Source organism: Roseitranquillus sediminis (assembly GCF_016918935.1).
Classification (GTDB): domain Bacteria; phylum Pseudomonadota; class Alphaproteobacteria; order Rhodobacterales; family Rhodobacteraceae; genus Roseitranquillus; species Roseitranquillus sediminis.
On record NZ_JAFFOB010000008.1, the window covers coordinates 1 to 24,629 of the forward strand.

Annotated in this window: 19 protein-coding genes; 9 read left to right on the forward strand and 10 right to left on the reverse strand. The window is 70.3% G+C overall.

Going from position 1 to position 24,629, the window contains the following annotated elements; translation table 11 throughout:
• Positions 1 to 186: 186 nt before the first annotated feature.
• A complete protein-coding gene (locus JM664_RS04875; RefSeq protein ID WP_227418796.1) occupies positions 187 to 783 on the reverse strand; it encodes an acyltransferase in 597 nt (198 codons plus the stop codon).
• A 181-nt stretch (positions 784 to 964) separates the two neighbouring features.
• Between JM664_RS04875 and JM664_RS04880 the strand changes: the two genes are divergently transcribed.
• From JM664_RS04880 to JM664_RS04890, 3 genes are read left to right on the forward strand one after another with little or no spacing between them, the layout of a single operon-like run.
• Positions 965 to 1,705, forward strand: a complete 741-nt coding sequence (locus tag JM664_RS04880; protein ID WP_227418797.1) for a hypothetical protein — start codon at positions 965 to 967, stop codon at positions 1,703 to 1,705.
• A gap of 57 nt (positions 1,706 to 1,762) precedes the next feature.
• Entirely contained in the window at positions 1,763 to 2,713 is a 951-nt protein-coding gene (locus JM664_RS04885) for a glycosyltransferase family 2 protein (protein ID WP_227418798.1), read from the forward strand.
• A 10-nt stretch (positions 2,714 to 2,723) separates the two neighbouring features.
• On the forward strand, positions 2,724 to 3,872 hold the full coding sequence (locus tag JM664_RS04890; protein ID WP_227418799.1) for a glycosyltransferase: 1,149 nt from the start codon (positions 2,724 to 2,726) through the stop codon (positions 3,870 to 3,872).
• A gap of 32 nt (positions 3,873 to 3,904) precedes the next feature.
• Here the strand turns inward: JM664_RS04890 and JM664_RS04895 are convergent, their stop codons facing one another.
• From JM664_RS04895 to JM664_RS04920, 6 genes are all read right to left on the reverse strand, one after another.
• Positions 3,905 to 4,735 (reverse strand): hypothetical protein, encoded by an 831-nt coding sequence (locus tag JM664_RS04895; RefSeq protein WP_227418800.1) that lies wholly within the window; start codon positions 4,733 to 4,735, stop codon positions 3,905 to 3,907.
• 203 nt (positions 4,736 to 4,938) lie between these two features.
• A complete protein-coding gene (locus JM664_RS04900) occupies positions 4,939 to 7,053 on the reverse strand; it encodes an AAA family ATPase (RefSeq protein WP_227418801.1) in 2,115 nt (704 codons plus the stop codon).
• Positions 7,043 to 8,383 carry an HlyD family type I secretion periplasmic adaptor subunit gene (locus tag JM664_RS04905; protein WP_227418802.1) on the reverse strand — a complete coding sequence of 447 codons (1,341 nt, stop codon included), beginning with the start codon at positions 8,381 to 8,383 and terminating at the stop codon, positions 7,043 to 7,045. Before JM664_RS04905 ends, JM664_RS04900 begins: the two co-directional genes overlap by 11 nt.
• Positions 8,376 to 10,349 carry a type I secretion system permease/ATPase gene (locus JM664_RS04910; RefSeq protein ID WP_227418803.1) on the reverse strand — a complete coding sequence of 658 codons (1,974 nt, stop codon included), beginning with the start codon at positions 10,347 to 10,349 and terminating at the stop codon, positions 8,376 to 8,378. The genes JM664_RS04905 and JM664_RS04910 overlap by 8 nt, the downstream gene beginning before the upstream one ends.
• Positions 10,350 to 10,370: 21 nt before the next feature.
• Positions 10,371 to 12,602 (reverse strand): hypothetical protein, encoded by a 2,232-nt coding sequence (locus JM664_RS04915; protein ID WP_227418804.1) that lies wholly within the window; start codon positions 12,600 to 12,602, stop codon positions 10,371 to 10,373.
• A gap of 100 nt (positions 12,603 to 12,702) precedes the next feature.
• Positions 12,703 to 15,846 carry a putative sodium/potassium/calcium exchanger gene (locus JM664_RS04920; protein WP_227418805.1) on the reverse strand — a complete coding sequence of 1,048 codons (3,144 nt, stop codon included), beginning with the start codon at positions 15,844 to 15,846 and terminating at the stop codon, positions 12,703 to 12,705.
• Between the two features lie 558 nt (positions 15,847 to 16,404).
• Here JM664_RS04920 and JM664_RS04925 point away from each other — a divergent pair.
• Both JM664_RS04925 and JM664_RS04930 read left to right on the forward strand, forming a co-directional pair.
• Positions 16,405 to 17,100, forward strand: a complete 696-nt coding sequence (locus JM664_RS04925; protein ID WP_227418806.1) for a helix-turn-helix transcriptional regulator — start codon at positions 16,405 to 16,407, stop codon at positions 17,098 to 17,100.
• Positions 17,101 to 17,110: 10 nt separating this feature from the next.
• On the forward strand, positions 17,111 to 17,611 hold the full coding sequence (locus tag JM664_RS04930) for a hypothetical protein (protein WP_227418807.1): 501 nt from the start codon (positions 17,111 to 17,113) through the stop codon (positions 17,609 to 17,611).
• A 12-nt stretch (positions 17,612 to 17,623) separates the two neighbouring features.
• On the opposite strand, the gene JM664_RS04935 is transcribed toward JM664_RS04930, so the two are convergent.
• Positions 17,624 to 17,836: a YgaP family membrane protein gene (locus JM664_RS04935; RefSeq protein WP_227418808.1), complete on the reverse strand. Its 213-nt coding sequence runs from the start codon at positions 17,834 to 17,836 to the stop codon at positions 17,624 to 17,626.
• A 550-nt stretch (positions 17,837 to 18,386) separates the two neighbouring features.
• On the reverse strand, positions 18,387 to 19,370 hold the full coding sequence (locus JM664_RS04940) for a D-2-hydroxyacid dehydrogenase family protein (RefSeq protein ID WP_227418809.1): 984 nt from the start codon (positions 19,368 to 19,370) through the stop codon (positions 18,387 to 18,389).
• A gap of 123 nt (positions 19,371 to 19,493) precedes the next feature.
• On the opposite strand from JM664_RS04940, the gene JM664_RS04945 reads away from it, so the two are divergent.
• From JM664_RS04945 to JM664_RS04960, 4 genes are read left to right on the forward strand one after another with little or no spacing between them, the layout of a single operon-like run.
• Positions 19,494 to 20,366: an isocitrate lyase/PEP mutase family protein gene (locus tag JM664_RS04945; RefSeq protein ID WP_227418810.1), complete on the forward strand. Its 873-nt coding sequence runs from the start codon at positions 19,494 to 19,496 to the stop codon at positions 20,364 to 20,366.
• A 35-nt stretch (positions 20,367 to 20,401) separates the two neighbouring features.
• Positions 20,402 to 21,355, forward strand: a complete 954-nt coding sequence (locus tag JM664_RS04950; RefSeq protein WP_227418811.1) for a Bug family tripartite tricarboxylate transporter substrate binding protein — start codon at positions 20,402 to 20,404, stop codon at positions 21,353 to 21,355.
• 49 nt (positions 21,356 to 21,404) lie between these two features.
• Positions 21,405 to 21,878 (forward strand): tripartite tricarboxylate transporter TctB family protein, encoded by a 474-nt coding sequence (locus tag JM664_RS04955; RefSeq protein WP_227418812.1) that lies wholly within the window; start codon positions 21,405 to 21,407, stop codon positions 21,876 to 21,878.
• Positions 21,879 to 21,912: 34 nt separating this feature from the next.
• On the forward strand, positions 21,913 to 23,460 hold the full coding sequence (locus tag JM664_RS04960) for a tripartite tricarboxylate transporter permease (protein WP_227418813.1): 1,548 nt from the start codon (positions 21,913 to 21,915) through the stop codon (positions 23,458 to 23,460).
• Between the two features lie 69 nt (positions 23,461 to 23,529).
• Here the strand turns inward: JM664_RS04960 and JM664_RS04965 are convergent, their stop codons facing one another.
• A complete protein-coding gene (locus tag JM664_RS04965) occupies positions 23,530 to 24,627 on the reverse strand; it encodes a 2-methylaconitate cis-trans isomerase PrpF family protein (protein ID WP_227418814.1) in 1,098 nt (365 codons plus the stop codon).
• Positions 24,628 to 24,629 lie beyond the last annotated feature (2 nt).

The following is a 24,629-nucleotide window of genomic DNA, read 5'->3' on the forward strand; positions in this document are numbered from 1 at the left end:
CCGCCGCCTCCGCCTTCAGCTTCCGCGCGCTCTCCGACGACACGTAGAGCTCCGGGATCGGCGCGTGGGCTTGCATGGGGTAGGTCCTTCGTGAAGCGGAGGTCGGCGAGCGCATAGGCGGAACCGCCCGGTGCCGCAACCGGCGCGGACCGCCTCGGTTAAGAGCGGCCGGACGCGGCCCGCGTCCTACGGCCCTGCGGCGGGCGGGGACACCTCCGCGGGCGCCTCCGCGCGGTGTCCCACGACCCTGGCCGGAACGCCGGCCACGATGGCGCCCGGAGGAACCTCGCCCCGCACCACGGCGCTCGCGGCGACGATCGCGCGGTCGCCGATCCGGGCGCCCGGCAGGATCACTGCACCGTAGCCGATCCAGACGTCGCGCCCCACGATGATGTCGCTCTCGTCCATCGCCTGCCGCGTGACCGGGCTGCCGTCGTCGAACCTGTAGCTCGCCGCCGTCAGCATGACGCCCGGACCGATCAGGATGTCCTCGCCCAGGACGATCCGGCCGCTTCCCGGGCCCGCCCAGAGGCTGGTGTTGGCCCCGATCCGGCCGCGGTCGCCGATGGTCAGGTTCTGCGCATTGGCGAAGCTCGCGGTCGGGCTGATCTGGACGCCGCGCCCCAGCGTCGCCTTCCGCAGCTCGGCCACATGGGTGTAGTTGTAGTAGTTCACGACCTTCAGGGCGTGGGCATAGGCCCGCGGGTCGAGCAGCGAGAAGACCAGCCTCAGGAACCGCCGGAACCTGCTCCTGTCGTCCTTGTAGACCTTCGCGTCGTCCATCCGCGCCTCCGGCTGCCTGTCTCGCCCCGGCCCGTGGCCGACGCGGTCATCCTTGGCGCACTTCGCGGCAAATTGCCAAACGCGCAGGCAGGTCTTGGCAAACGGCCGCTCGGCGAGACGGCGGGGTGGTTTGGCCCCGGGTCTGTCATGCTACCGTTACTTTTTCAGTAGGGCGGTTTCGATGTTTGGTGATTCCCTCAGGTCCTTTCGCGCCTCGATCTCGGAGGCCGTGCTCTTCAGGGTGCTGACGGTTCTGGTCGCGATCGATGCGATCCTCATCCTGGGCTACGTCGGGGCGGGCCTCTACTCGATGTCGGCAAGCGACCGGGTGATTCCCCCGGTGCTCGACCTCACGCTGGACTGGAGCGCGGGAGAGGTCTTCAGCTACGGCAAGTGGGCGGCTGCCGCGGTGCTGCTGGCGCGGGCCTTCCGGCAGACGCGCATTCCGCTCCTGCTGGCGCTGGCCTTCATGTTCGCCGTGCTGCTCGCGGACGACATGCTGATGGTGCACGAGCGGTTGGGCGCCGTCCTGGGCGCGGCGCTGGACCTCGACGAGCGCATCGGCCTGATGCGCGGGCAGGACCTGGGCGAGATCCTGGTCTGGGGCGTCCTTGGCACGGCGGTCGGGCTGGCGCTGGCCTGGGGCTTTCTTTGGACGGAGCGTCGCCACTGGGGCGTTGGCGCGGCCTTCGTCGGGATGCTCGCGCTGCTGGTCCTCTGCGGAGGGGTTGCCGACATGGCGGCGATCGCGGCGATATTCGCGCTCGACGGGGTGCCGAAAGCGGTGGTCGTGGGCGCGCTGCACGTGATCGAGGACGGCGGCGAGATGATCCTGGCCTCGCTCGGCTGTGCCGCGGCCGCCGCCTGCGAGGCGGCTTCGAGATCCGTCGCCGAAACCGGAGGGCCGGCCAGGATCGGATAAACCACGGCGCGGCGATACGCCTTGTCCGCAGGGGTGGGGTTTGTCAAACGCGTCTCCATGCCTGCGCTCTCCGTCCTCGTTCCCCTCTACGACCGCGCCTGGTCGATCGGCGACTGCCTCGGCAGCATCGCCCTGCCGCAGGACGGCTCGGTCGAGGTGATCGTGGTCGACGACGGCTCGACCGACGGCTCGGCCGGGGTCGCGCGGCAGGCGGCGGCCGGCATGGGGGGCGGCGCCAGCATCGAGGTGGTCGAGCAGGCCAACGCCGGCCCCGGCGCGGCCCGCAACGCCGCCGCCGCAAGGGCACAGGGCGGCTGGCTGGTGCTCATCGACAGCGACGACATGTGGTTTCCCTGGACGATCGAGGTGCTGCGGGCCGAGCTCGCCGCGCTCCCGCCGGAGGTGGGGATGGCGTTCCTGGCCCACGTGCCCTTCGCCGAGGCGGCCGATCTGGCGGATATCGCCCGCGCCGCGCCCGCCCGCCGGATCCACCCGTCGTTCTACGCCGCGGCCGAGGCCGAGACGGCGATCGAGTTCAAGTCGGCCAACGTCGCCATTCGCCGCGACCGGTTCGAGGCCGTGGGCGGATTTGCCGAGGGCGTGCGCCAGCAGGAGGATACCGACCTCTTCATGCGCCTCGGCGGCCCGGTGGCGTTGCTGACGGCGCCGCCGCTCGTGGCGGTGCGCACGCTGAGGGGCGACTCGCTCACCGGCAACGTGGCGTACATGGTCCAGGGCATCGACTGGCTGGCGGCGCAGGACGCGCGCGGCGCCTATACCGGCACCCGGGCCGAGCGGGCGCGGCTGATCGCCCGCCGCCTGGTCCGCCGGATGCGGGAGCTCTTCGCCGCGGGGCATCCCGCGCTGGCCTACCGGCTTTACCTTCGCCACGGGCGCTATCTGGCGGCGGCTGGGCTCTGGCGCTACGTCTGGCGCGTTCCGCTGACGCCGCTCCTTCACGTGGTGCGGCCGTGGAACCACCCGTTCCGCCTGACCCCGCGCAAGTGAGAGGCCGCCCATGACGAAACCGCGCCTCGGCATCGTCGTGACCGAGTTCGGCATCCCCTCGGAGGTCTGGTCGATCCGCCAGGCCGAGGCGTTCGCGGCGTTCGAGCCGGTGTACTTCGCGCAGGGGCGCCGCGCGGACGGGCTGGCCCTGCCCGAGGGGCGCGAGCTGCACCTCTTCGGCGCCGGCGGGGGCGGGCCGCTGCGCCGCATGCAGCGCAAGCTGGGTCTGGCCGCAGGTGCGCTGCCGGCCCCCGCCGCGCTCGGCCGCATGGACGAGATGCTGGCCGAGGCGCGCATCGACATGGTGCTGGCGCACTTCGCCTGGAACGCCATCCCGCTCGTCGAGGCGGTGCGGGGCCGGATTCCGGTCGTGGCCCATGTTCACGGCCGCGACGTCACCTCGCTCCTGCGCTTTCGCCACTACCGCCGGGCGCTGGCCCGCGCTCTGCCCCGCTTCGCCCACGTGATCGCCGTCGGCCGCTACCAGCAGGACGTGATCGCCGGCCTCGCCCCGGGGGTGGAGAGCAGCCTCATCCCCTGCGGCGCCCCCACCTCCGTCTTCGCGGCCCGCCCGCTGCCCGAGCGGGACGCGGGCGACCCGGCGGTCTTCATCAGCGTCGGCCGCGTCTCGCCCGAGAAGGGGCAGCTGCAGTCGCTCGCCGCCTTCGAGCGGGTCGCGACCGAGGTGCCGGACGCGCGCCTCGTCCTGGTGGGCGACGGCCCGCAGATGGCGACGCTCCGCGCCCGCGTCGCCGAGAGCCCGGTGGGCGATCGGGTGCGGCTGACCGGCCTCCTGCCTTCCGACCGCGTTGCGGAGGAGCTGGCCGCGGCCCACGTTTACCTGCAGCATTCGCGTCCCGAGGGCGGCTGGATGGAGGGCTTCCCGACGACGCTGGTCGAGGCGGGCGCCGCGGGCCTGCCGCTGATCGCGACCCGCGTCGGCGGCACCCCCGACCAGGTCTTCGACGGCGAGAACGGCGTCCTGATCGAGCCCGACGACGTCACGGCCCAGGCGACTGCGATGCGCCGCCTCGCCACCGACGAAGCCCTCCGCCGCCGCCTGGGCGCCCGCGCCCGCGAGGTCGCCCGCACCTACGACAGCGCGGCCACCACCCGCCGGCTCGAGGAGGTGCTGCTGCGCCACCTGCCCTCGGCCTGACGACGGCCGGGCCGGGCGGCAGAGCGGACCCGCTACATCCGGGACGGCACCCGCGTCGGCAGCAGCGCCGTCATGTCGCGGGACGAAGCTTCCCGCGACGCGTCGTCCGCAGGACCGTCTGCGCCGCGCGGACTGCCCGGTTCGCGTCTCGAGGCGAGGAGGAGCCGCTTCCAGGCGCCGGACCTCAGAGCCTCGCCGTGAACCGCGCAGACATTGACCGGAATGCGCGGCAGTCCGAAACATTTCGCGAGCGACAGGCGATGGGCGCCGCTATGGGCGAAGATGAGCTCGCCTCCGCGGCCGACGGCCACCATCACGCCATCGACGCCGCGATACCGCGCAAGGCCGCCCGGAGGCGGATCGAAGCACCCGCCGGCCCGCATCCGCTCCACCAGCGGGTCGAGGCGGGCATAGCGCGCCACCACGTCATCCCGCGTCGAGGGTAGCTTGCCCGGCCCCTTTCGGGTGCGTTTCATCATCCGGTCGTAAAAGCCCGCTGCCTCCCAATCCAGGCCCTGATCGAACATCCGGCACATCATCCGGAACGTGCCATGCTCGGAAAACGGGACGACATGGCGATCGAAGTCGGACCAGAGCACCATTCCCGGAGCGCGATGCAGAGCCATGCGCGCCTGGTGCGCGCGATTGCCCGCGGAGATATGCGGAGGGATGTGCGCGAAGGCCTTTCCCAGGATCGCCCGCTGGAAACCTTCGTCGAAGGAATCGATCTGCGTTCCTATGGCCTGTGGATCCACCCAGACGATCTGGTTCTTGCCTGGCGCCGCGATCCCGTATCGGAAACGATTGAGGGTGTCGTGCAGAATTCCGAAAGTGATCTGTTTGAAACTTTGAATTGCACTCATACAACGTCTTTCGCGTTATTCTTGTTAAGCCTCTCCCTGGTCCTGAATCTTGATACAACTTTGTTCGAATTCGGGACAGGTTTTCGATCAGATGCTGAACGCCGGTATCGGCGATGGAACGGGCGAGGATTTCGGGGCGAAATCCTGCCGCGCGATCGCCGTTCGTTGTCCGTCAGCATTCGATCGGCGACGCGCCCGATGGCTCAGCGGGGCGCGGGCGCGGCGGGGATGCGCTGGAGGCGGGAGGGGGCGGTGGCCGTGCCGTCCTCGGCGGTGACGCGCCAGAAGAGCTCGTCCGCGGGGGCCGCCAGGCGCAGGGCCGAGGCGGGCAGCCGCTCGTCGGCCAGGACGCTTCCGTCGGCGCCCAGCAGTTCGACCCGGTAGGTCACGCCGTCCCCGTCCGTCATGCCCGTCCAGACGAGTTCCAGCATCCCGTCGGCCGTCCGCGCGGCCGAGAGCAGGCGCGGCGGGGCCAGCGCCGCGGCCCGCGGCGGCGGGGCGAGCGACGGTAGCCGGCGGAGCGCGCCGGGCTGTTCCGAGGCCGCGTACCAGGCGCGGGCCAGCGCGCGGTTGAGCGGCACGCCGTCACCCGTTTCGTAGATCTGGCCGAGATAGTAGGCGGCGCGCCCGTGACCGCGGCTCGCGGCGCGGGCGAGGGCGACCGCCGCCGTCTCCCGGTCCAGCAGCGCGAGGTCGAGCGCGAAGTCGTGCAGCTCGGCCGCCGAGGCGTCGGGAGGCGCGACCGTCGGCAGGGCGGGCGTGGTCAGGTAGCGGCTGCCGTCGAGACGCGGCGGCGTGGGAGCGTCCGCCTCTTCGACAGCCGCCGGCGCCGCCGCGGCGGCCTCCTGCGGGAAAGCAGGCGCGGCGGCGATGGGAACCGGGTCGGGCGACGGAGCCGAGATGAGGCTCGTCAGGCCGATGCCGCCCGCGCCGAGCACGACCACGACAGAGGCCAGCGCCAGACGGAGCGTGCGCCGGGCGGCAGGGGCCGATGGCGCGGGGGGCGCGGGTGCCTGCCGCCGCTCCACGGGGCCCGTCGCTCCGCACCGGCGGCGCTTCCTGCCGTCCGCGTAGTCGGGGAGGGAGGCCATCGCGCTGTAGGCCAGCTGCCGGACGAGTTCGGCGTCGTCGCTGGATGGCGGCGCGAACGAGGCCTTGTCGCCGGAGGCTGTTGCGGGAGACGCACCGTTCGAGGGGGGCGCGGGGGCAGGGCTGCAAGGTGGCGGTGCGGGCTTGGCGGCGGCAGGCTCCGGCCGCGCCGCCGGCTCGGGACGTGGTTCCGGTGGAGGCTCGGGGCCGGCCGCCGGGCGCGCGCGCGGCCGGTCCGGGACGTTCGCGGCCATGGGCGCCGGGGGCCGCGCCTCCTGGCCTTCCGCCGGCGCCCGGTCCCGCCCGCCGCCCGCCGTCGCACCCGTCGGCGGCTCGTCCGGCAGGGGCGGGTGCGGCGCGCGGCGGCCGGAGAGGCTGGCGAAGGTGCCGGTGCGCTCGGCGCGCGCGACGACCTCGCGGACGAGCCCGGCGTCGATGCGGGGCCGGCCCGACACCACGGCGTGGTCGAGGCAGAGGTCGCAGAGCAGGTTCACGACCCGCGGCACGCCGCGCGCGACCTCGTGCACCAGCGCCAGCGCCGCCTCATCGAAGATGCCGGCGGTCCCGCCCGCGAGGGCGAGCCTGTGGCGGACATAGGCCGCCGTCTCGGCCGCGCGCATCGGCTCGATCTGCGCGTCGGCGCCAAGCCGGGTCAGGAGCGGCGCGTGGCGCGACTCCTCGAGCCGGGCGCGCAGCGACGGCTGACCGACCAGCAGGATCTGCAGCATCGTGTTCCGCGCGGTGTCCATGTTGACGAGCTGCCTCAGGCCCTCGAGCTCGTCGTCGGTCGCCCCCTGCGCCTCGTCGATGACGAGGAGACAGCGCCGTCCCGCCGCATGTTCGGCCATGACGAAGCCCTGCAGCGCCTTGAGCCGCGCGGCCGGCCCGTCGCCCTGCGGCGCCACGTCGAACGCCAGCAGGAACCAGTCGCAGAGGTCGCCGCGCAACGGCCCGAGATAGGAGAGCTGCCCCACGGTCAGGTCCGCGGGAGACGTGCCCAGCAGGTACTGCACCAGGGTGGTCTTGCCGGTGCCGGTCCCGCCGGTCAGCAGGAGGATCGGCGCCTGCCGGTCGAGCCCCCGCTCGAGGATCCCGGCCGCCGCGCGGTGGCTGTCGGTCCAGTAGAGAAAGTCCGCGTCGGGGGCGAGCGCGAAGGGCAGCCGCTCGAACGCGGGTACGGCGGCGGGGCGCGTCGCGGCACCCTCCCGGCTTCCGGCGTCACTGCTCACGGAAGGCCCGCGACATGCTGTCGACGACCGGCTTCGCCAGGTACTGCGCGAAGGTCCGCTCCTCGGTCTGGATCATGATCTCGGCGGGCATCCCCGGCGTCGGGGTGAAGCCCGGCACCCGGGCGATCTGGTCGGGCGGGAGCGAGACGCGGGCGAGATAGACCTCGCGCACATCGCCGGCCCCGGTATCGGCGATCGCGTCCGCCGAGATGTAGAAGACCTCGCCGTCCAGCACCGGCGTCGTCCGCTGGTTCAGCGCGGTCAGGCGCACCGTCGCGTGCTGGCCGGTGCGGACGCTGTCGATCTCGGTGCGCGAGATCATCGCCTCGATGATCAGCGGCTCGCCCGCCGGCAGGATCTCGAGGATCGCCTTGCCGGTCTCGATGACGCCGCCGGGCGTGTGGTAGTGCAGCCGGACCACGGTACCCGAGACCGGGGCCGTCACCTCGGAGCGGGCGAGGACGTTCTGCGCCTTGCGCGCCTTCTCGCGGATGCTCTCGAGTTCGGCCTGCACCACCTGCAGCTCGTCGAGCGCAGCCTGGCGGTATTCGCTGCGCGCCTTCTCGATCTGGACCTCGTACTTGCGCTGGATCTGGTCGATCTCGGCGATCTCGGCCTCGAGCCGGCCAATCTGCCCCTCGGCTTCGACCATGACGCGCTCGACCGCGATCACCTCGGGCCGCCGCGACAGCCCCTTGGCGAGGAGCTCGGCCTTGGCGGCGTGCTCCTCGGTCAGGAGCTCGAGCTGGCGGCGGTGCGAGGCGAGCTGGGTCGCGTAGCCCACCCGGCGCACGTCGAGCGCGTCCGCGTTCCGCTCCAGCAGCGTCACGTCCTGCGCCAGCGACCGGCGCGAGACGTTGAAGGAGAGGGTCTGGCCGGCGAGGATCGCCTCGATCTCGTTGTCCTCCCTGAGCGCCTCGAGATGGCGCGGGAAATCCAGCGCCTCCTCCTCGGCGTACTCGGCCAGGAGCCGCGCCTCCGTCGCCTCCAGCCGGTGCTGGCGCAGGAGCAGCTCGCGCTCGTTGGCGAACGAGGCGGTCTCGTCGAGCCGCAGGAGGACCTCGCCCACCTCGACCCGGTCGCCTTCCTTGACGAGGATCTCCTCGATGATCCCGCCCTCGAGGTGCTGGACGATCTTGTTCTGTCCGGTGGCGACGAAGGAGCCTTGCGCGATCACCGCCGCGGCGAGGGGCGCGCGGAACGCCCAGGCGCCGAAGCCGCCGAAGGCGACCGCCAGCAGGATGATGCCGAACAGGGCCTGGCGGCGGATCGAGCGCGGCACGTCGCGGTACCATTCCTCGTGCCGGCCGATGGTTGCGAGCTCACCCATTCTGGCCTCCCTGGTCGGCGACCTGGCCGCCCGACTTCCTGCCGGCGAGCTTGCGCAGCACCGGCTCGCGCTCGCCGAACATGCCGACGCTGCCGTCGGCGAGCAGCATGATCTTGTCGACGACGCAGAGCAGCGACGGCTTCTGCGTCACCACGACGACGGTGATCTTCTGTTCCTTGGCGTGCTGGAGCGCGCGGGCCAGCGCCCGGTCGCCCGCGGTGTCGAGGTTCGAGTTCGGCTCGTCGAGCACCACCATCCGCGGGTTGCCGAAGAAGGCGCGGGCCAGCGCGATCCGCTGCTTCTGCCCGCCCGAGAGCGGCGAGCCGTCGGCGGCCACGATCGTCTCGTAGCCCTGCGGCAGCGAGGCGATCATCTCGTGCACGTCGGCCAGCACCGCGGCGGCGTGGATCTGCTCGTCGGTCGCGTCCTCGCGCATCCGGGCGATGTTCTGCTTGATGGTGCCGGGAAAGAGCTGGACGTCCTGCGGCAGGTAGCCGATCGACTCGCCGAACTGCCGCGGGTCCCAGTTCCTGAGGTCCATCAGGTCGAGCCGGACGTTGCCCGAGGTGGGCAGGATCGAGCCCACCAGCATCTTGCCGAGCGTGGTCTTGCCCGCGCCCGAGTTGCCGATGATCGCGAGGCTCTCGCCCGGGTTCAGCGAGAAGCTGATGCCGTTCAGCACGACCTGCTTGGTGCCGCCCGGGATGTAGAGCAGGCGCTCGACGTCGAGCCGGCCCTCGGGGCGGGGCAGGTGCAGCCGCTCCCACTGCAGCGCCGAGGAGGTCAGCAGCTTCGCGATCCGCCCGTAGGCCGCGCGCGACAGGAGGAACGCGTTCCACCCCTCGATCGACCCCTCGATCGGCGCCAGCGCCCGGCCCGCGATGATCGAGGCGGCGATCACCATGCCGCCGGTGATCTCTCCGTCGATGGCGAGCTTCGCCCCCCAGCCCAGCATCGCGACCTGCGTCAGCAGCCGCACAGCGCGGCTGAAGGCGGCCGAGACGATGTTGCGGTCCTGCGCGCGGACCTGCGCCGTCAGCGAGGCGGCGGTGTCGCGGCCCCAGATCGCCACCGCCTCGGGGATCATCGCCAGCGCGTTGATGATCTGGCTGTTCCGCGCCATCGAGTCGAGGTGCAGGTTCGCCCGGCTCTGCGCCATGTTGGCCTGCGCGAAGGGTGTTTCGGTCAGGCGCTGGTTGATGAGCGCGATCACCAGCAGCAGGATCGAGGTCACGACCACGATCGTGCCGAGATGCGGGTGCACGAGGTAGATCGCGAAGATGAAGAGCGGCGCGAACGGCACGTCGAGGAACGAGATCAGCGTGCCCGACACCAGGAAGCCGCGGAGCTGCTGCAGGTCGCCCAGCGTCTGGTACTCGCGCCCCGAGCCGTGCAGCGAGGCCGCCGCCGCGGCGCTCAGGATCGGCGCGCCGAGCTGCGCCGCGACCTCGACCGCGGTGCGCATCAGCATGAACCGGCGGATCGCGTCGAACACCGCCTGCAGGATCACCGCGCCGCCGATCACCACCGTCAGCATGATCAGCGTGTCGACCGAGCGGCTGGTCAGCACCCGGTCGGAGATCTGGAAGAGGTAGATTGGGATCGCCAGGATCAGGATGTTGGTGGCGAGCGTCATCAGCATGACGTGCGCGAGGTTCGCGCGCACGGCGGCCATGCCCTTCTGCAGGCTCGCCTCGAAGTTCTCGGGGCCGAGGCGGCGGTGAAAACCGGGCCCCTTGCCGCCGCCGTTGCCGCCGCCCCCGCCACCCGTCGGCTCGCGCCGCTCGGGCGCCTTCGGCACCGGGCCCGCGGTGCCCTCGATGGTGGCGCCGACGCCGAGCGGCTTGCCCGTCTCGCGCGCCGAGGGCGGCTGCCTCAGAAGGTCGTCCGGGGTAAGCTTCAGCGGGGGTTCGCGGCGCGCGGTGCGGGCTCCGGCGGCTTCGGCGTCGTTCGGAAAATCCTTCAAGAAAACGCTCCCTGGTTACAGTCAGGCGAGGAGGGTCTGCATCACGTCGACGGGCGCCGGGCCTTCCGAGCTGCCGGTCGGGACGATCTCGTCCCCGATCGGCTCCGGCTCGAGCATCCCGTCGGCGAGGAAGGCCATCGCCTCGTTCACGAGCGCCGACATCGCCACGCCGTTCGGGACGGCATCGGTGTCGATCAGCCCGGCCTGGTGGATGAGGGCCTCGTCATAGACCTCGCCCGCGGCCATGATCTTGGAATCGACGCCGCGCTCGATCACCGTCGCGAGGTTCACCAGCGCGTTCGAGCCCGCGATCAGCTTCATCTCGGCTTCGAGTTCGCCGCGCAGCGTCTCCATCGCGATGTGGATCTGGTCGGCGTCGCCGACGATGTTGGTCTGCTCGAAGAGGTTGACCTTGGCCAGGTCGCCGTCGACCTGCAGCACGCGCAGCGCCTCGCGGCCGGCGAACATCGCGTCCTGCGCCACCTCGCGCGAGATCGTCTCGGCGCCCTCGGCGAGCTTCTCGGCCGCGGCGGCGAACTTCTCGGTCATCTCGGCAAAGCTGTCGGCGCCGGTGGTCTCGAGCGTCGCCTTGTTGAGGAGCAGGTTGTCGGCGAGCGAGACCGCGGGCGGCTCCGGCTGCGCGATCTGCGGTTCCTCGATCGCAGGCGCGGGGTCGGGCGCCTCGTCCGCCGGAGCCTCCGCGACCTCCACCGCCGGCGTAACCGCCTCCGCTTTGGGCGCGCCGATCTCCGCGACTGCGGCGGGCTCCGGCTCCGCAGGCTCCGGCTCGGGCATGGCGGCCGCCGCCTCGAGGCCGCCGCCCGTGGTGGTGATGCGGTCGCTGTCGTAGAGGACGTTCTTCTGCGTGACGACCGTGGCGTCGACCATGTTTCCGGCCACGAAGACCAGGTCGTAGAGGTAGCCGAACTCGTTCAGGACCGTCGAGTTGACGATCTCGTTCTCGCCGAAGCCGAGGAACGTCGCGCTGGCGGTGAAGGTCACCTCGGCGCGGTCGAAGTCGGAGGCGAAGGTGAACTGCTTGACCCAGTTCACCTGGATCAGGTCGGCCTCGATCCGGACCACGTCCCAGACCAGCGGCAGGACGTCGGGCGACGCGGGGTCGTCGGGGTCGTGCGACGAGACGGTGGTGATCTCGGCGATGTTCGCCGCCAGCGACGGCTGGTACGTCGCGAGCCCGTCAATCGTGTCGTGCTCGACGAGGACGTTCACCTGGCTGATCGCGTCGAGCCGCGCCACGTCGCCCAGGACGACGAAGAGCGATGCGTCGAGCCACTTCGACGCGAGCACGGCCTCGTTGATGGCGGTGTTGGCGCCGGCGACGACCTCGTGCCCCGGCTCGAGCGCGAAGGGGTCGTCCTGGTGGCCCCTGAAGTCGCGCGAGAAGTCGTGCTCGCGGACCGTTTCCGAAGCGGCCCTGCCGTCCTCGGTGCGCGCGGCAAGGGTCTCGCCGTCGGTGGCGGCGCCGTCCGCGTCGTCGCCAGGGATGCTCTCCTCGAGCTCCTCCTCCGGGCGGAGGTAGTGGGGCATCAGGTCCTGCCAGTCCGGCGCCTCCTCGGCGGCGGCGCCGTCGATGATGACGCCCTGCGCCGTCTCGCCGCGGAAGAGCCAGGCCTCGGCCGGGCCGCCGGCGGGAACCTCCGCCGCCTCCATCTGCGCCAGCACCTCGCTCGCGAAGGCCAGCCACGCGCCGTCCCAGGGAATGTCGGGAGGGCCGAGCACCTCCAGCGCCTCGGCGGCCCCCGCAAGGCCGGCCAGCGTCGCGTGCAGCGCGGCGGGGGCGAGAAAATGTGCGCCGAGGCCGTTCACCATCACGTCGTCGTCGTAGAGCCGCGCCGACTGCAGGGTGACGGTGACGATCGACATCGGCGGGCCGATCACGAAGCCCCACGCCATGGCCGGCGCGATGCGGGGGTGGTCGAGCTCGGGGAACTCGGCCGGCGGCAGGCCCGGCACCGGGGGGATCTCGATCTCGTGCCATGTCGCGGAATGGATCGGCGGCAGCGGCGGCAGCGCCGATGCCTGCGGGTCGTAGTCCAGGCCCGGGTCGTAGGGCCGGAGCTGGTAGGGAGCCTCCAGCCGCACCCCCACGACCTCCATCGGCGGGGTCTCGTCGGGCAGCGACTGCTTGAGGCGGAATTCCAGGTAGTCCTGGCGGAGGCGGAGCTCTTCCATCTTGAGCTCGAACAGGCCGATGAAATGCGCGATCGACTCGGTCGTCGGATCCATCATCATCCCGTCACCACTTCACCTTGGACCCATGCGCCGCCACCTTGCGGCAGGTCCGAAAAAGGTGGGCGGGGCCGGATCTGATCCGGCCCCGCCCCGTATCGCGTCAGACGTCGTCTTCGCCCGCGTAGGTCGAGCTGAACGAGCCGCCGACGACGTTCATGTCGACCGTGTTGCCGAGCACGTTCGCGCCCATCACGATCTCCATGTTGAAGGCCGACATCGAGTTGGAGGCCGCCGCCGAGGCGTAGGACTCTCCGGTCACGATGCCGTCGTCGCCGTTGCCCGAGCCCCAGCTGCCGGCGTTGCCGCCCGCGCCGCCGGCGCCGTTGGTCGCCGTGCCGCCCATGCCGCCCGTGACGTCGCCGTTCGAGCCGGCTCCGCCGACGGTCGAGCCGCCGGTCGCCGCGCCGGTCGTGCCGCCGGTGGCCTGCGCCATCGTGTCGCCCGACATGCCGCTCGTGGCCATGCCGTCACCGGTCGCCGCGCCGTTGCTGGTGGCGCTGCTCATGGCGTCGCCCGCGCCGGCCGTACCCGAGGTCTGGGTATTGCTGGCCTCGCCGGTCGACTGCGCGAGCGCCTCGGCGGCGATCTCCGACAGACCGCCGTAGCCGGCGTCCCCATCGGCATAGCCGCTGTTGGTGCCCGTCGCCGTCGAGTCGGTGTCGGACGAGGAAGCGCCGCCGTCACCGCTGGTGCCGGTCCCGGTCGCGCTGTCGGCGCTGCTCGCCGTGCCGGTCGACGTGCCGGTGCCCGCCCCGCCCGCGCCGCTGTTGGCGGCGGAGTCGGACGCGTTGGTCGTCGTGGCGTCGGCATCGTTGCTGGCCGTCCCCGCCGCGCCCGCGCCGGATTCGGAGTCGGTGCCTCCGGTCCCGGTGTTGGTCGCGTCGTTGTCGGCCGCCCCGGTGCCTGCCGCACCCGCCCCGGATTCGGAGTCGGTGCTGCCCGTCCCGGTGCCGTTGGCGTCGTCGTCCGTGGTGCCGGTGCCGAGGCCGGCGGTCCCGGAGGTGCCGGTGCCGGTGCCCGTGCCGGTCGACGTGTTGGTGCTCGGCCCGTTGGTCGAGTTGGCCGCACCGCCGGCCGCGCCGGTGTTGGTCGAGTTGGCGGTACCCGTGCCGGTGCCGGTGCCGGTGCCGTTGGTCGTATTCGAGGCATCGTCATCGGTCATGCCGGTTCCGGCCGCGCCCGCGCCGCCGGTTCCGGTTCCGGTTCCGGTTCCGGTCGACGTGTTGTTGGCGTCGCCGGAGGTTCCGGTGCCAGCCCCGCCCGCGCCCGTCGTGTCGGTCGAGTTGGCGGTGCTGTTGTTGGTACCGGTTCCGGTGCCGGTGCCGGTCGAGTTGGCGTCGCCGCTGGTCGCCGGGCCGTTGCCGCCGGTTCCGCCGGTGGCGTTGGCATCGCCGTCGGCGTTCGCGTCGGCCGTGTCGGCCTGGGCCGAGACCTCCTCGGCGTCGCCATCCTCGGGATCGAAGCCTTCGACCGCCTCGGCGTTGGCTTCGTTCTCGGCCTCGGCCTCGGAGTCGGCATCGGCATCGGCATCGGCGTCGCCGCCGTCACCCTCGGCTTCGGTATCGGCGTCGGCTTCGCCTTCACCTTCGCCCTCGGCCTCGCCTTCGGCTTCGTTCTCGGACTCGATCTCGCCCGACTCGCCGCCTTCGCCTTCGGCCTCGGTCTCGGCTTCGCCCTCGGCGTCGCCTTCACCTTCGCCTTCGCCTTCGCCGCCGTCGCCGCCTTCGCCTTCAGCGTCGCTGTCGGTCTCGGCGTCGCCCTTGGCCTCGACGTCGCTCTCGCCTTCGCCTTCGGCCTCGGTCTCGGAGTCGATGTCGCCGGAGTCGCCGCCGTCGGTCTCGGCTTCGGATTCGGCTTCGCCCTCGGCTTCGCCTTCGCCCTCGGCCTCGACGTCGCCCGAGTCGCCGCCTTCGCCTTCGGCGTCGCTGTCGGTCTCGGCTTCGCCCTTCACGTCGACGTCGCCGTCGATGTCGCCGCCGTCGCCGCCTTCGCCGTCGGCATCGCCTTCGGCCTCGGCCCTGGCTTCGACGTCGACGTCGCCGTCGATGTCGCCGCCGTCACCGCCGGTCGCGTCGGCATCCGAGTTGGAATCCGCGTCGGCGTTGGCGTCGGCGTCCGAATTGGCGTTGCCGGTGTCGCCGCCTTCGGAGTCGTTCTCCGCGTCGGCCTCGACGTCGCCCTCGACCTCGGCTTCGGCATCGGCATCGCCGCTGTCGCCGCCTTCGTCATCGGACTCGGAATCGGCTCTCACGTCGGAGTCGGAGTCGTTCTCGGAGTCGGCGTCGCCGCCGTCGCCGCCTTCACCGTCGACATCGGACTCGTTGTCGGCGTCGCTCTCGGCCTCGACCTCGGCCTTGTTGTCGCCGCTGTCGCCGCCGTCGCCCTCGGCCTCGGACTCGACGTCGCCGGCATCGACCTCGTGGCCCTCGGCCTCGGCCTCGCCGGTGTCGCCGCTGTCGCCGCCCTTGGCCTCGACCTCGTCGTTGTCGCCTGACTCGTTCTCGGCCTTGGCGTCGCCGCCCATGGCGAAGCCGCCCTTGGCGTCGCCGCCATCACTGTCGGCGTGGCTGCCGCCGGTGCCGCCGTTCGAGTCGACCGAGATGCCTTCCTCGGCCTTGGCCCAGCCGCCCTCGGCCTTGCCTTCCTGCTTGAAGTCGCCGTCGTTGACGACCTTGGCGTTCTCGAGCCAGTCGTTGTCCTCGAGGGCGTTCGACTGGGCGTTGACGAAGGCGGCGTTGTTGCCGGCGCCGAACGTGGTGCCGGTCAGGATGTCGCCCAGCTCCATGTCGTGGCCCGGGTTATAGTCCAGGTCGCCCTGGGCCATGATCACGTCGCCGTCGATCTTGCCGCCCTTGCTGAGGTCGAAGTCGGCGAAGTCGTCGTCGGTGGGCAGCGTGTCGAGCTCCACGTCGACATCCACGTCCACGTCGACGTCGCTGTCGCTGCTGCTGCTGCTGTCGGCGTTGCTCTCGCTGTTCGCGTCGGCCTCGCCGTCGGCCTCGGCCTCGGCGTCGCTGCTGCTGTCGCTGCTGCTTTCGCTTTCGCTTTCGCTCTCGGACTCGCTCTCGGACTCGCTCTCGGCTTCTGCCTCGGCTTCCGTATCGCTCTTGTTCTTGTTGGCGTTCAGGTTGCCGTTGAGGTTTCCGTTGAGATTGCCGTTCAGGGACAGATCATCGGTCTCGGGATCGACGTTCAGTGTCACGTCTCCGACATCGAATATGAATTGGGGATGACGTTCAGACATTCACTTTCTCCTGGTCGAGGCAGGCCATCCTCCGCCAGTCCATCCAAAGCGGAGACACGTGCCTTGCCGTTGATTTCGAGAAGTTCGTTCCGCGTGCGGAGATCTGGTGCTCCGAACGCTCGTCTTCGTTTCGGCGCGCCTCCTTCCGTTCTGGTCGGAAGGCATCCGCATGCCCATGCATCACGGAGACCCTCGCCCGGTAATGCGGCCGCGAGCCTCGCCCGGCGCCGCATTGCAAGGCTGCCAGCCGGGGCGGCGCGCGCCTATCTGGACGAAGGGGTGGGTCCGCACGCCCATGACGCATTCGTCATGGTTGAAGCGGCTGCCTCCATGGATTGCAGCGGAGAAGAGATATCGGGCGCCGTTGCGCGATCGCCGGCCGGAGCGTACCTCGTCCTGAGGTTGCAAAATGCAGCGATTGCCCGGAAGCGAATCGAAAAAGCCTCATTTTTGTACTAGACTGTATCGGCGGGAGGAGCACCGCTTCAGACCAAGACCATTGCAGGCAGGAATATTCTTTCGGGCGAACCCAGTATTTTTTAGCGGGGGAGTTCTTCTATGATTTTGGATCGTGAGACCGTCGGCCGGACCGGCGGAGGATCGTCGTCACCCGTGGTGGCGCTGATCGGGTCGCAGCTGCAGTTTTCCGACCGTCTCCTGAGGCTTCTGGATGCCGAGTTCGCCGGGCCGAGCTTCGTCAGGGCCGGCTCTCTGGAAGAGCTCCTGGACCAGGCGTCGTCGATCATGCTCGTCATCCTGCACGAGGATCTCGCCGATCTCGCCGACCTGATCGACGAGATCGGCGAGGCGCTGCCGGGCGCACGCGTCGCCGTCGCCTGCCGCGACGTCGCCGCGCTGCGCGGGACCTGGCCCTGGAACCCGCGGCGGCGGGTCAGCGTGCTGCAGATCAACGCGCAGCTCGACGTCTGGATGTCGGTCTTCCGGCTGCTGCTTTGCGGGCAGGACTACATCCCGGCGGAGCTCGTCGAGCACTGGCACCACGGGGAAGAGCCCGCTGGCGCGGCGCCGGACGTGGCCGGGGGCAGGGCGCCTGAGACGTTCCTCACACCGCGCGAGCTGCAGATCCTGCCGCTGATCGCGAGCGGGATGCGCAACAAGGCGATCGCGGGCGATCTCGGCCTGTCGGAGAACACGGTCAAGCTGCACACCCACAACATCTTCGCCAAGCTCGGGGTCACCAACCGGACCGGCGCCGCGAAATGGTACCTCTCGAACGCACGCTCGGCGTCCTAGGTCCGGCACGATGGAGACGGGCGGCGACCGGCCGGGCTTCGACGAGTTCCTGCTGAAGCTCGGCAGGCTGAACTATGCCTGGACGAACACCGAGAGCCTGCTGATCCACTTCATCGCGGGGCTGGCGAAGTGCGACAAGGAGACGGCGACGATCGTCTTCCTGACGCTCAACACCTCGCGGGCGCGCCTCGACCTGGTCGAGCGGCTGGCCAAGCTGCCGCGGGTAGGCGACGCGGAGCGCGACGCGGTGCTGACGCTGACCCGCGACATGACCCGGCTCGCGGGGCTGCGGAACCGCTACAACCACTGCATCTACGCCTTCGACCCCGAGAACGGCAGCACGCGGACGATCATGATGCGCATCGCCGACCGCAAGAAGGACATCCGCGTCGGCGAGAGCCACCTGCTCGATGCGGCGGCGCTGTCGGAGATCGAGGAGACGCTGGCGGGGCTGGCCGAGCTTAACACCCGCTTCTGGGCGGTGGCCCGGCGGCACGGCTACCCGATCTGAGGCGCGCCGGTCTCAGGCGAAGCCCGACCGCTCGGGAAAGCCCATCCGCTTGAGCAGACGGACGACCGGGCAGAAGCCGGTGAAGCTGGCCTGGACCAGGTGCGCCCCCATCAGGCCGGTCAGCCAGAACCAGCCGGGCGCGACGAATATGCCGAGCAGCAGGCCCACGAGGACGACGATGCCCGAGACGAGCAGGATGGTACGTTCGAGACTCACTTGGATCACTCCCCCTGTCAGATGACGTTCGCTCATCATAGCCGATTCCCGGACCGTCGCCTTGATCTGGATCGTGCGGAGCAGGCCGCTTTCGGGTGCGGTGTGGCGCGACGCGCATGGCGTGCATCGGGCTGAGTGAGGTCACGACTGAGGTTGTCGAGCCGTCCGGCCGGAGAGGCCGGGGAAGAGCTCGAGGCGAGTCTTCGCAACGTCCATCAAGGAAAGCCCACGAGAAATACAAAGCCCCCCAAGGCACTCGATCCACGCCACCTGTCCCGCGCCGGCTGCGCGCCGGAAAGGTCCGGCGACGCCCAATGCACCAGAGCTGGTGCGCGGGACCTGCCCGGATACGCGGCCGCGACTTCGCGCTCGGGGTCCGCCGCGGGCGCCGTCGCGCAACCCGCTCGGGAGCGGTCCGATGAGCGAACCGGAGACGGGACGTGCTCGCGGTTCAGCCAACTGCTGTCAGGAGCAGCGAGGCCTGACTTGACCCCCTCGATCGGATGGGGGCCGATTGCAGTTCGTACTGGCAAGTCGGAAGGCCGGCGGCCAGCGCAGCTTATCGTACTGGTGCATCCAGCACTTCGGGATTGATGACGTTGATGGGGTCGCCACGCTCGAAGGCGATGATCTGATCGTAGATGTCGTGGAAATGCACGTCGAGTTCCTCGGCGGTGACGTAGCCGATATGCGGCGTCGGGATGACGCGGGGATGCGAGACGATCGGGTCGTCGGGGTCGGTCACCGGCTCGGCGTCGAAGACATCGAGTGCGGCGGTGCCGGGCCGGCCGGCGTCGAGCGCGGCAAGCAGGGCGCCCGGCGCGATGAGGCCCGCGCGGGAGGTGTTCACCAGGATGGCGTCTGGCCGCATCGCCATCAGGTCTTCGCGGGTGACGATGCCTTGGGTCGCGGGCTTGTGCCGCAGGTGCAGGCTGATCGCGTCGCAACCTGAGAAGAATGCCTCGCGGCTGTCTGCGACAGGCTCCCCATCGGCGCGGGCGCGGGCGCGGCCTTCTTCGGAACTCCACCAGACGACGTTCATGCCGAAGGCCCGCGCGTAACCGGCGACAGCGCGGCCGATGCGGCCGTAGCCGTAGAGGCCAAGCGTGCGGCCGTGCAGGGTGCGGCCCACGCCGGCTTGCCAGCGCCCGGCGCGAACCGACGCGATCTGATCGGGGAGCTGCCGCGCCGCCGTGAGGAGGAGGGCGAACGTCAGCTCGGCTGCGGCGACGCAGTGCGAGTCCATGTGCAGGTCGGAGCAGAGCAGGATCCGCCGGCGGGTCAGGGCGGGGACATCGATGTGGGGATAGACGCTGCGCTGGCTGACCAGCCTGAGCCTCGGCAGGCGGTCGACCAGGCTCTCCGTCACGCGCGTGCGCTCGCGGATCAGGACCAGCGCCTCGGCATCGGCGATGCGCCGGGCGAGCTCGTCTTCGTCGCGCGGCCGGTCGGTCCAGACGGTGACCTCGTGACCGTCGAGCTTGGCGAAGCTCGGCAGCGTTCGAAGGGTGTCGAAGTAGTCGTCAAGAATGTGAATCCGCATTCGGCGCCTCCCGTGGATGTCGGACGAACGATGATCGACGACATCGTCGCCCGCTTTGATGCCAACTGTAGAGTGTTGACAACCCACGTGCCAACTGGTTCTTGCTGAAAGAAAGGGGGACCCATGCGCCAGACGACAAAGCTCAAGCAGTTGATGCAGCGCCGCGATGCGGTGATCGTTCCCGGAGTCGCGAACGCGATGTTCGCGCGCATCGTCGAGCGGCAGGGCTTTGAGGCCGTCTATGTCACCGGGGCCGGAGTCGCGAACATGCATCTCGGCGCTCCGGACATCGGACTGACGACGGTCACCGAACTCGGCGAGATCACGGCGGCGATCAGCGACGCGACGCCGCTGCCACTGATCGTCGACGGCGACACCGGGTTTGGCAACGCGCTCAACGTCGTCCGTACCGTCCGGCTGCTGGAGCGGGCAGGGGCGTCGGGTATCCAGCTCGAGGACCAGGTGTTCCCCAAGCGCTGCGGCCACTTCGCTGGCAAGGAGGTGATCCCGGCCTCGGAGATGGTGCAGAAGATCAAGGCCGCGGTCGACGCGCGTCAGGACGGCGACCTGCAGATCATCGCGCGCACCGACGCGCGCGCCGTGGACGGGTTCGAGGCCGCCATCGAACGGGCCGAGGCATTCGTCGAGGCGGGCGCCGACGTCACCTTCGTGGAGGCGCCGCTCGACGAGGACGAGCTCGCGGCAATCCCGCGCCGCCTCCCGGTGCCGCAGCTGGCCAACATGGTGCATGGCGGCCGGACGCCCGATCCCGGTCCGGGCCGGCTGCGCGAGATGGGTTTCTCCGTTGCGCTCTACGCGAACGCGGTGCTGCAGGCGACGATCCGCGGCGCGAACGAGGTTCTGACGCATCTGCGGGAGACCGGGAGCCTGGCAGGCGGGGAACACCTGCTCGCCGGATTCGAGGAGCGGCAGACTACCGTGGACAAGGAGCGGTGGGACGCGCTGGATGAGCGCTATCGGAAAAGCGGCGACTGAGCCGTCAAAAAGAAGCGCGACAAAGGGAGGAAGACATGAAGACCATGACGATCAAGGCTGTCACGGCGGCGACTGCGTTGTTCGGCGCCGTCGCGGGGGCGCAGGCGCAGGACACGAACTATCCCCAGCAGCCCGTGACCTGGGTGATCCCGTTCGGCGCCGGCGGCGGGACCGACCAGCTGGCGCGGCTGCTTGCCGCCGAGGCGGACAGGATCTTCGGCGAGCGCGTGACGGTCGAGAACCACGCCGGTGCCGGCGGCGTCGCGGGATGGGAGTACGTCCTGGACCAGCCGGCGGACGGCTACACCATCTTCAACGCCTCGCCGACGCCGATCATCACGCTGGTCAGCGAGGAAAACCCGCCGATCGAGCCCACCGACATCTCGATCGTCGGCTACCTCTCCAGCTACTCGGCGCTGCTGATTGGCGGCGAAGAGGCGTTTCCCGACTGGGAGAGCTTCAAGCAGGCGGCCGAGGACCGCGCGATCACCGTCGGCGGGACGAACTCGACCCTGCTCGGCATCGCGAACCTGATGGACCAGGCGGGGGTCGAGGTCGTCTTCGTGCCCTACACTTCCACCGGCGAGGCGGTGACCGATTACCTCGGCGGGCACATCGACACGGTGGCCACGACTGAATCCACCGCGGTGACCATCGTGCCGGAGAACGGCCGGGTGATCGTCAACAGCTCGAGCCGGCCGCTGCTGCCCGAGATCGAGGAGCAGCTCGGCGGTGACGTGGTCGATGCGAAGGATCTCGGGTTCGACGGCATCTCGTTCCCGCGCTGGGTCGGCGTCCATCCCGACACGCCCGAGGAGGTCAAGGCTCGGGTGGCCGAGCTGGTCGGCGAGGTCGCCCAGGATCCGGCGGTGAAGGAAGCCTTCGCCACGGCGGGCTCTCCCATCGACTATGTCGGCCGCGAGGAGGCGGCCCAGGACTACGAGGGCCTGGTCGAGCGCATGCGGTCGGCGGTCGGCCTGCTTCAGTGAAGCAAAGGGGCACGCCGCCCGTGGCGTGCCCGCATCCGCAGGTGCCGACATGACGGACTTTCGCCGCTCCAACAGGTTCGTGGGCCTGGTCCTGCTGATCGGGGCCTGTCTTCTCTTCGCCTACATCTGGCTCAGCCCGTGGGCCCACCGCGAGATGCGTGACGGTTTCACCCTCGGGTTTTTTCCCCTGATCGGTGCCGGAGCGATGGTCCTCTGTGCGGCGGTGATGCTCTTCGACCCGCTCCGTCGGGAGGTGCCCGACGGGCTGGCCGGCGCCGAATGGTCCGATGCGGTGCTGGCGCTGGCGATGCTGGCAGGCATCGCGGCCTACGCCGTGGCGATGCAGGCCGTGGGCTTTCTCGAGGCGACGCCGATCTTCACCATCCTCTACATGTTGTGGATGGGTTTCCGGCCGGTCCGGTCGGCGGTGCTGCTCGGCGTGCTGATCCCCATCGGCACCTTCGCGCTCTTCACCATTCTCGGCGTGTCGCTGCCGCTGGGGCCGCTGTCCTCGCTGCTGTGACGCCGCTGATGATCACAACCTGCAGAGGCTGCACATGAACACGGACGCTCTCTACGAGGCGCTGTCACTGGTCTTCACGTTCAAGACCATCATGTGGCTGGTGATCGGCGTGGCCCTGGGCGTCGGGTTGGGTGCGATCCCGGGGCTGACGGCGTCGACCGGCATCGCGCTGGTGCTGCCGCTCAGCTTCATGCTGGACATCACCGGCAGCCTCGGCCTGCTGATCGGGCTCTACAAGGGCGCGGTCTTCGGCGGGTCGATCTCCGCCATCAGCTTCGCGACGCCCGGCTCTCCCGACAGCGCCGCGACGGTGTTCGACGGCTACCGGATGACCAAGGAAGGCAAGGGGCGCAAGGCGATCCTGATGGCGCTCTACTCGTCGGTCACGGGCGACGCGGCGAGCGACATCGTGGTGATCCTGGTGGCGCCGACGATCGCGCTCCTGGCGCTGCAGTTCGGCCCGACCGAGCGGCTGTGGCTGATGGTCCTGGCCATCGCGCTCCTGGGCGCGCTCAGCGGCCGGCATCTGGCCAAGGGGCTGTTCAGCGCGGCGATCGGGCTCTTCCTCGGCACCATCGGGGCCGATCCCGTCAGCAGCGTGGCGCGCAACACGTTCGGGCAGGACTGGCTGCGCGACGGTATCCACCTGGTGCCGCTGGTGATCGGCGTCTTCGCGATGAGCCAGATGCTGGAGCAGGGACTGGAGCTGCTGCGACGCACGCGCGCGGTGCGCGAGGCGACGATGAAGCTGGGCGACCTCTTCGGGCGGAACACCGAGGGGCTGACGTTCCGAGAGTACTTGAGCGCCTGGCGCGAGATGGGCATCGGCATCGGCGTCGGCACGTTCGTGGGCATCCTGCCGGGGCTCGGCGCGACGGTGGCGGCATTCCTCTCCTTCGGCATCGCCAAGCAGCTCTTTCCGAAGAAGCGGATCGGCGAGGGGTCGATCTACGGCATCGCGGCGGCGGAAGCGGGCAACAACGCCACGGTGGGTCCGACCCTGGTGCCGCTGCTGGCCTTCGGCATCCCCGGCAGTGCCACGGCGGCGCTGATCGGGGCCGCGCTGATGCTGCAGGGCATCACGCCGTCGCCGCGGATGTTCCAGATGTATCCCGAGGTGATCTACGCGCTGTTCATCATCCTGATCCTGGGCAACTTCTTCAATCTTGCGATCGGGCGAATGTTCGCGTTCTTCTACGCACGGCTGGGGCAGCTGCCAGGCGAGATCCTGGTGCCGACGATCATGGTGATGTCGGTGATCGGCGCCTATGCCGCGCGCAGCGACCCCTATGATGTGCTGATGATGCTGGGCCTGGCCTTCATGGGCTTCGGCATGCGCAAGGTCGGCATGCCCGAGGCGCCGCTGATCATCACCTTCCTGATCGCGCCGCTCTTGGAGCAGAACCTGCGCCGGGCGCTGCTGATCACGCGCGGCGAGTGGAGCGACGCGCTCTTCGGCTCGCCCGTCGCGATCGGCCTCGCCGGCGCCGCGGCGCTGCTGCTGGTCGTGACGATGCGGGCCAACATCGGCGGCCGGCTGTCCAGGGTAGGGCGCCAGCAGGACGAACCGACCGGCGGCTGAGCCCGCGGGGGAAGGGCGTGGGCCCGCCCGGTGCCGGGCGGACCCGGACGAGGGGGGCGGGTGGAGCCGTCAGTTGCGCCAGATCGCGGCGGGAATGGTGGCGACGCCCTTTGCAAGCATCCGCGCCGTGCGGATGAGACCTGCCGAGCGCAGGTCGAGGCCGGAATTGGTGATGCTTGCGTCAAGCTCGACATGGATGCCGCCGATCGGGTGCTCGATCGTCATCCGGACCGGGCCGTCGCCGAGGCCCGGCGGCGTCCGGGCGATGCCGTCGGCAACCGAGCCGGGCAGGACCGAGAGCGCGGCGAAGCATTGCGAGCCGGTCACGGCCATCGTCGGGTGCGTCTTCCACGGCATGAAGTAGCGCGCGGCGACGGCACCGCCGCGCTGCGGCTCGGCCACGATGCCGAACTTGGGGACGACCTTGTCGGAAACGTCGCCGAAGCCCATCATGCGCCCGGCCTCGCGCCGGATCGGCTCGAACCGCGCAAAGAGGTCCGCGTCGGCGTCGAGCTCCGCGCTCGGCTCGTGACCGGTGACGCCGAGGTCCGTGGCGCGCGCCATCACCATCGGCATCGCCACGTCGATGCAGGTGACGTCGATGCCGCCGATCCTGTCGATGACGTTGCCGGTGGGCAGCAGCGCACCGGTGCGGGAGCCGACCGTGCCCTCGAAGCGCAGGACGACGGTCGCCGCGGTGCCGTTCACGCCGTCGATCGCCTCGTTGCCGTCATAGACGGGCAGGCCGTCCTCGATCCGGTGCGTCGCTTCGGCGTAGGCGCCCGTGTTGACGCAGCGGATGCGGGTTGTCGTTTCACCGTCCGGCGGCGAGATCAGCCCGAGCTCGACGGCCGCGGGACCTACGGCGGAGAGCATGTTGCCGCAGGTGGGGGCAAAGTCGACGACCTCCTTGTCGACCGCGACCTGGGCGAAGAAGTAGTCGACGTCGATACCCTCCTCCTGCGAGACGGACAGCATCGCCGTCTTCGTCGCGACCGGGGTGCCGCCGCCCAGCCCGTCGATGTTCTGCGGGTGCCCGGCGCCGATGATCGCGATGAGGACGCGGGCGAGTTCGTCCAGATCCTCCGGCACGTCGGAACGGCGCATGAACGGGCCGCGGGACGTGCCGCCGCGCATCATCACGTAAGGGATCTCGGTTTGCCTCATCG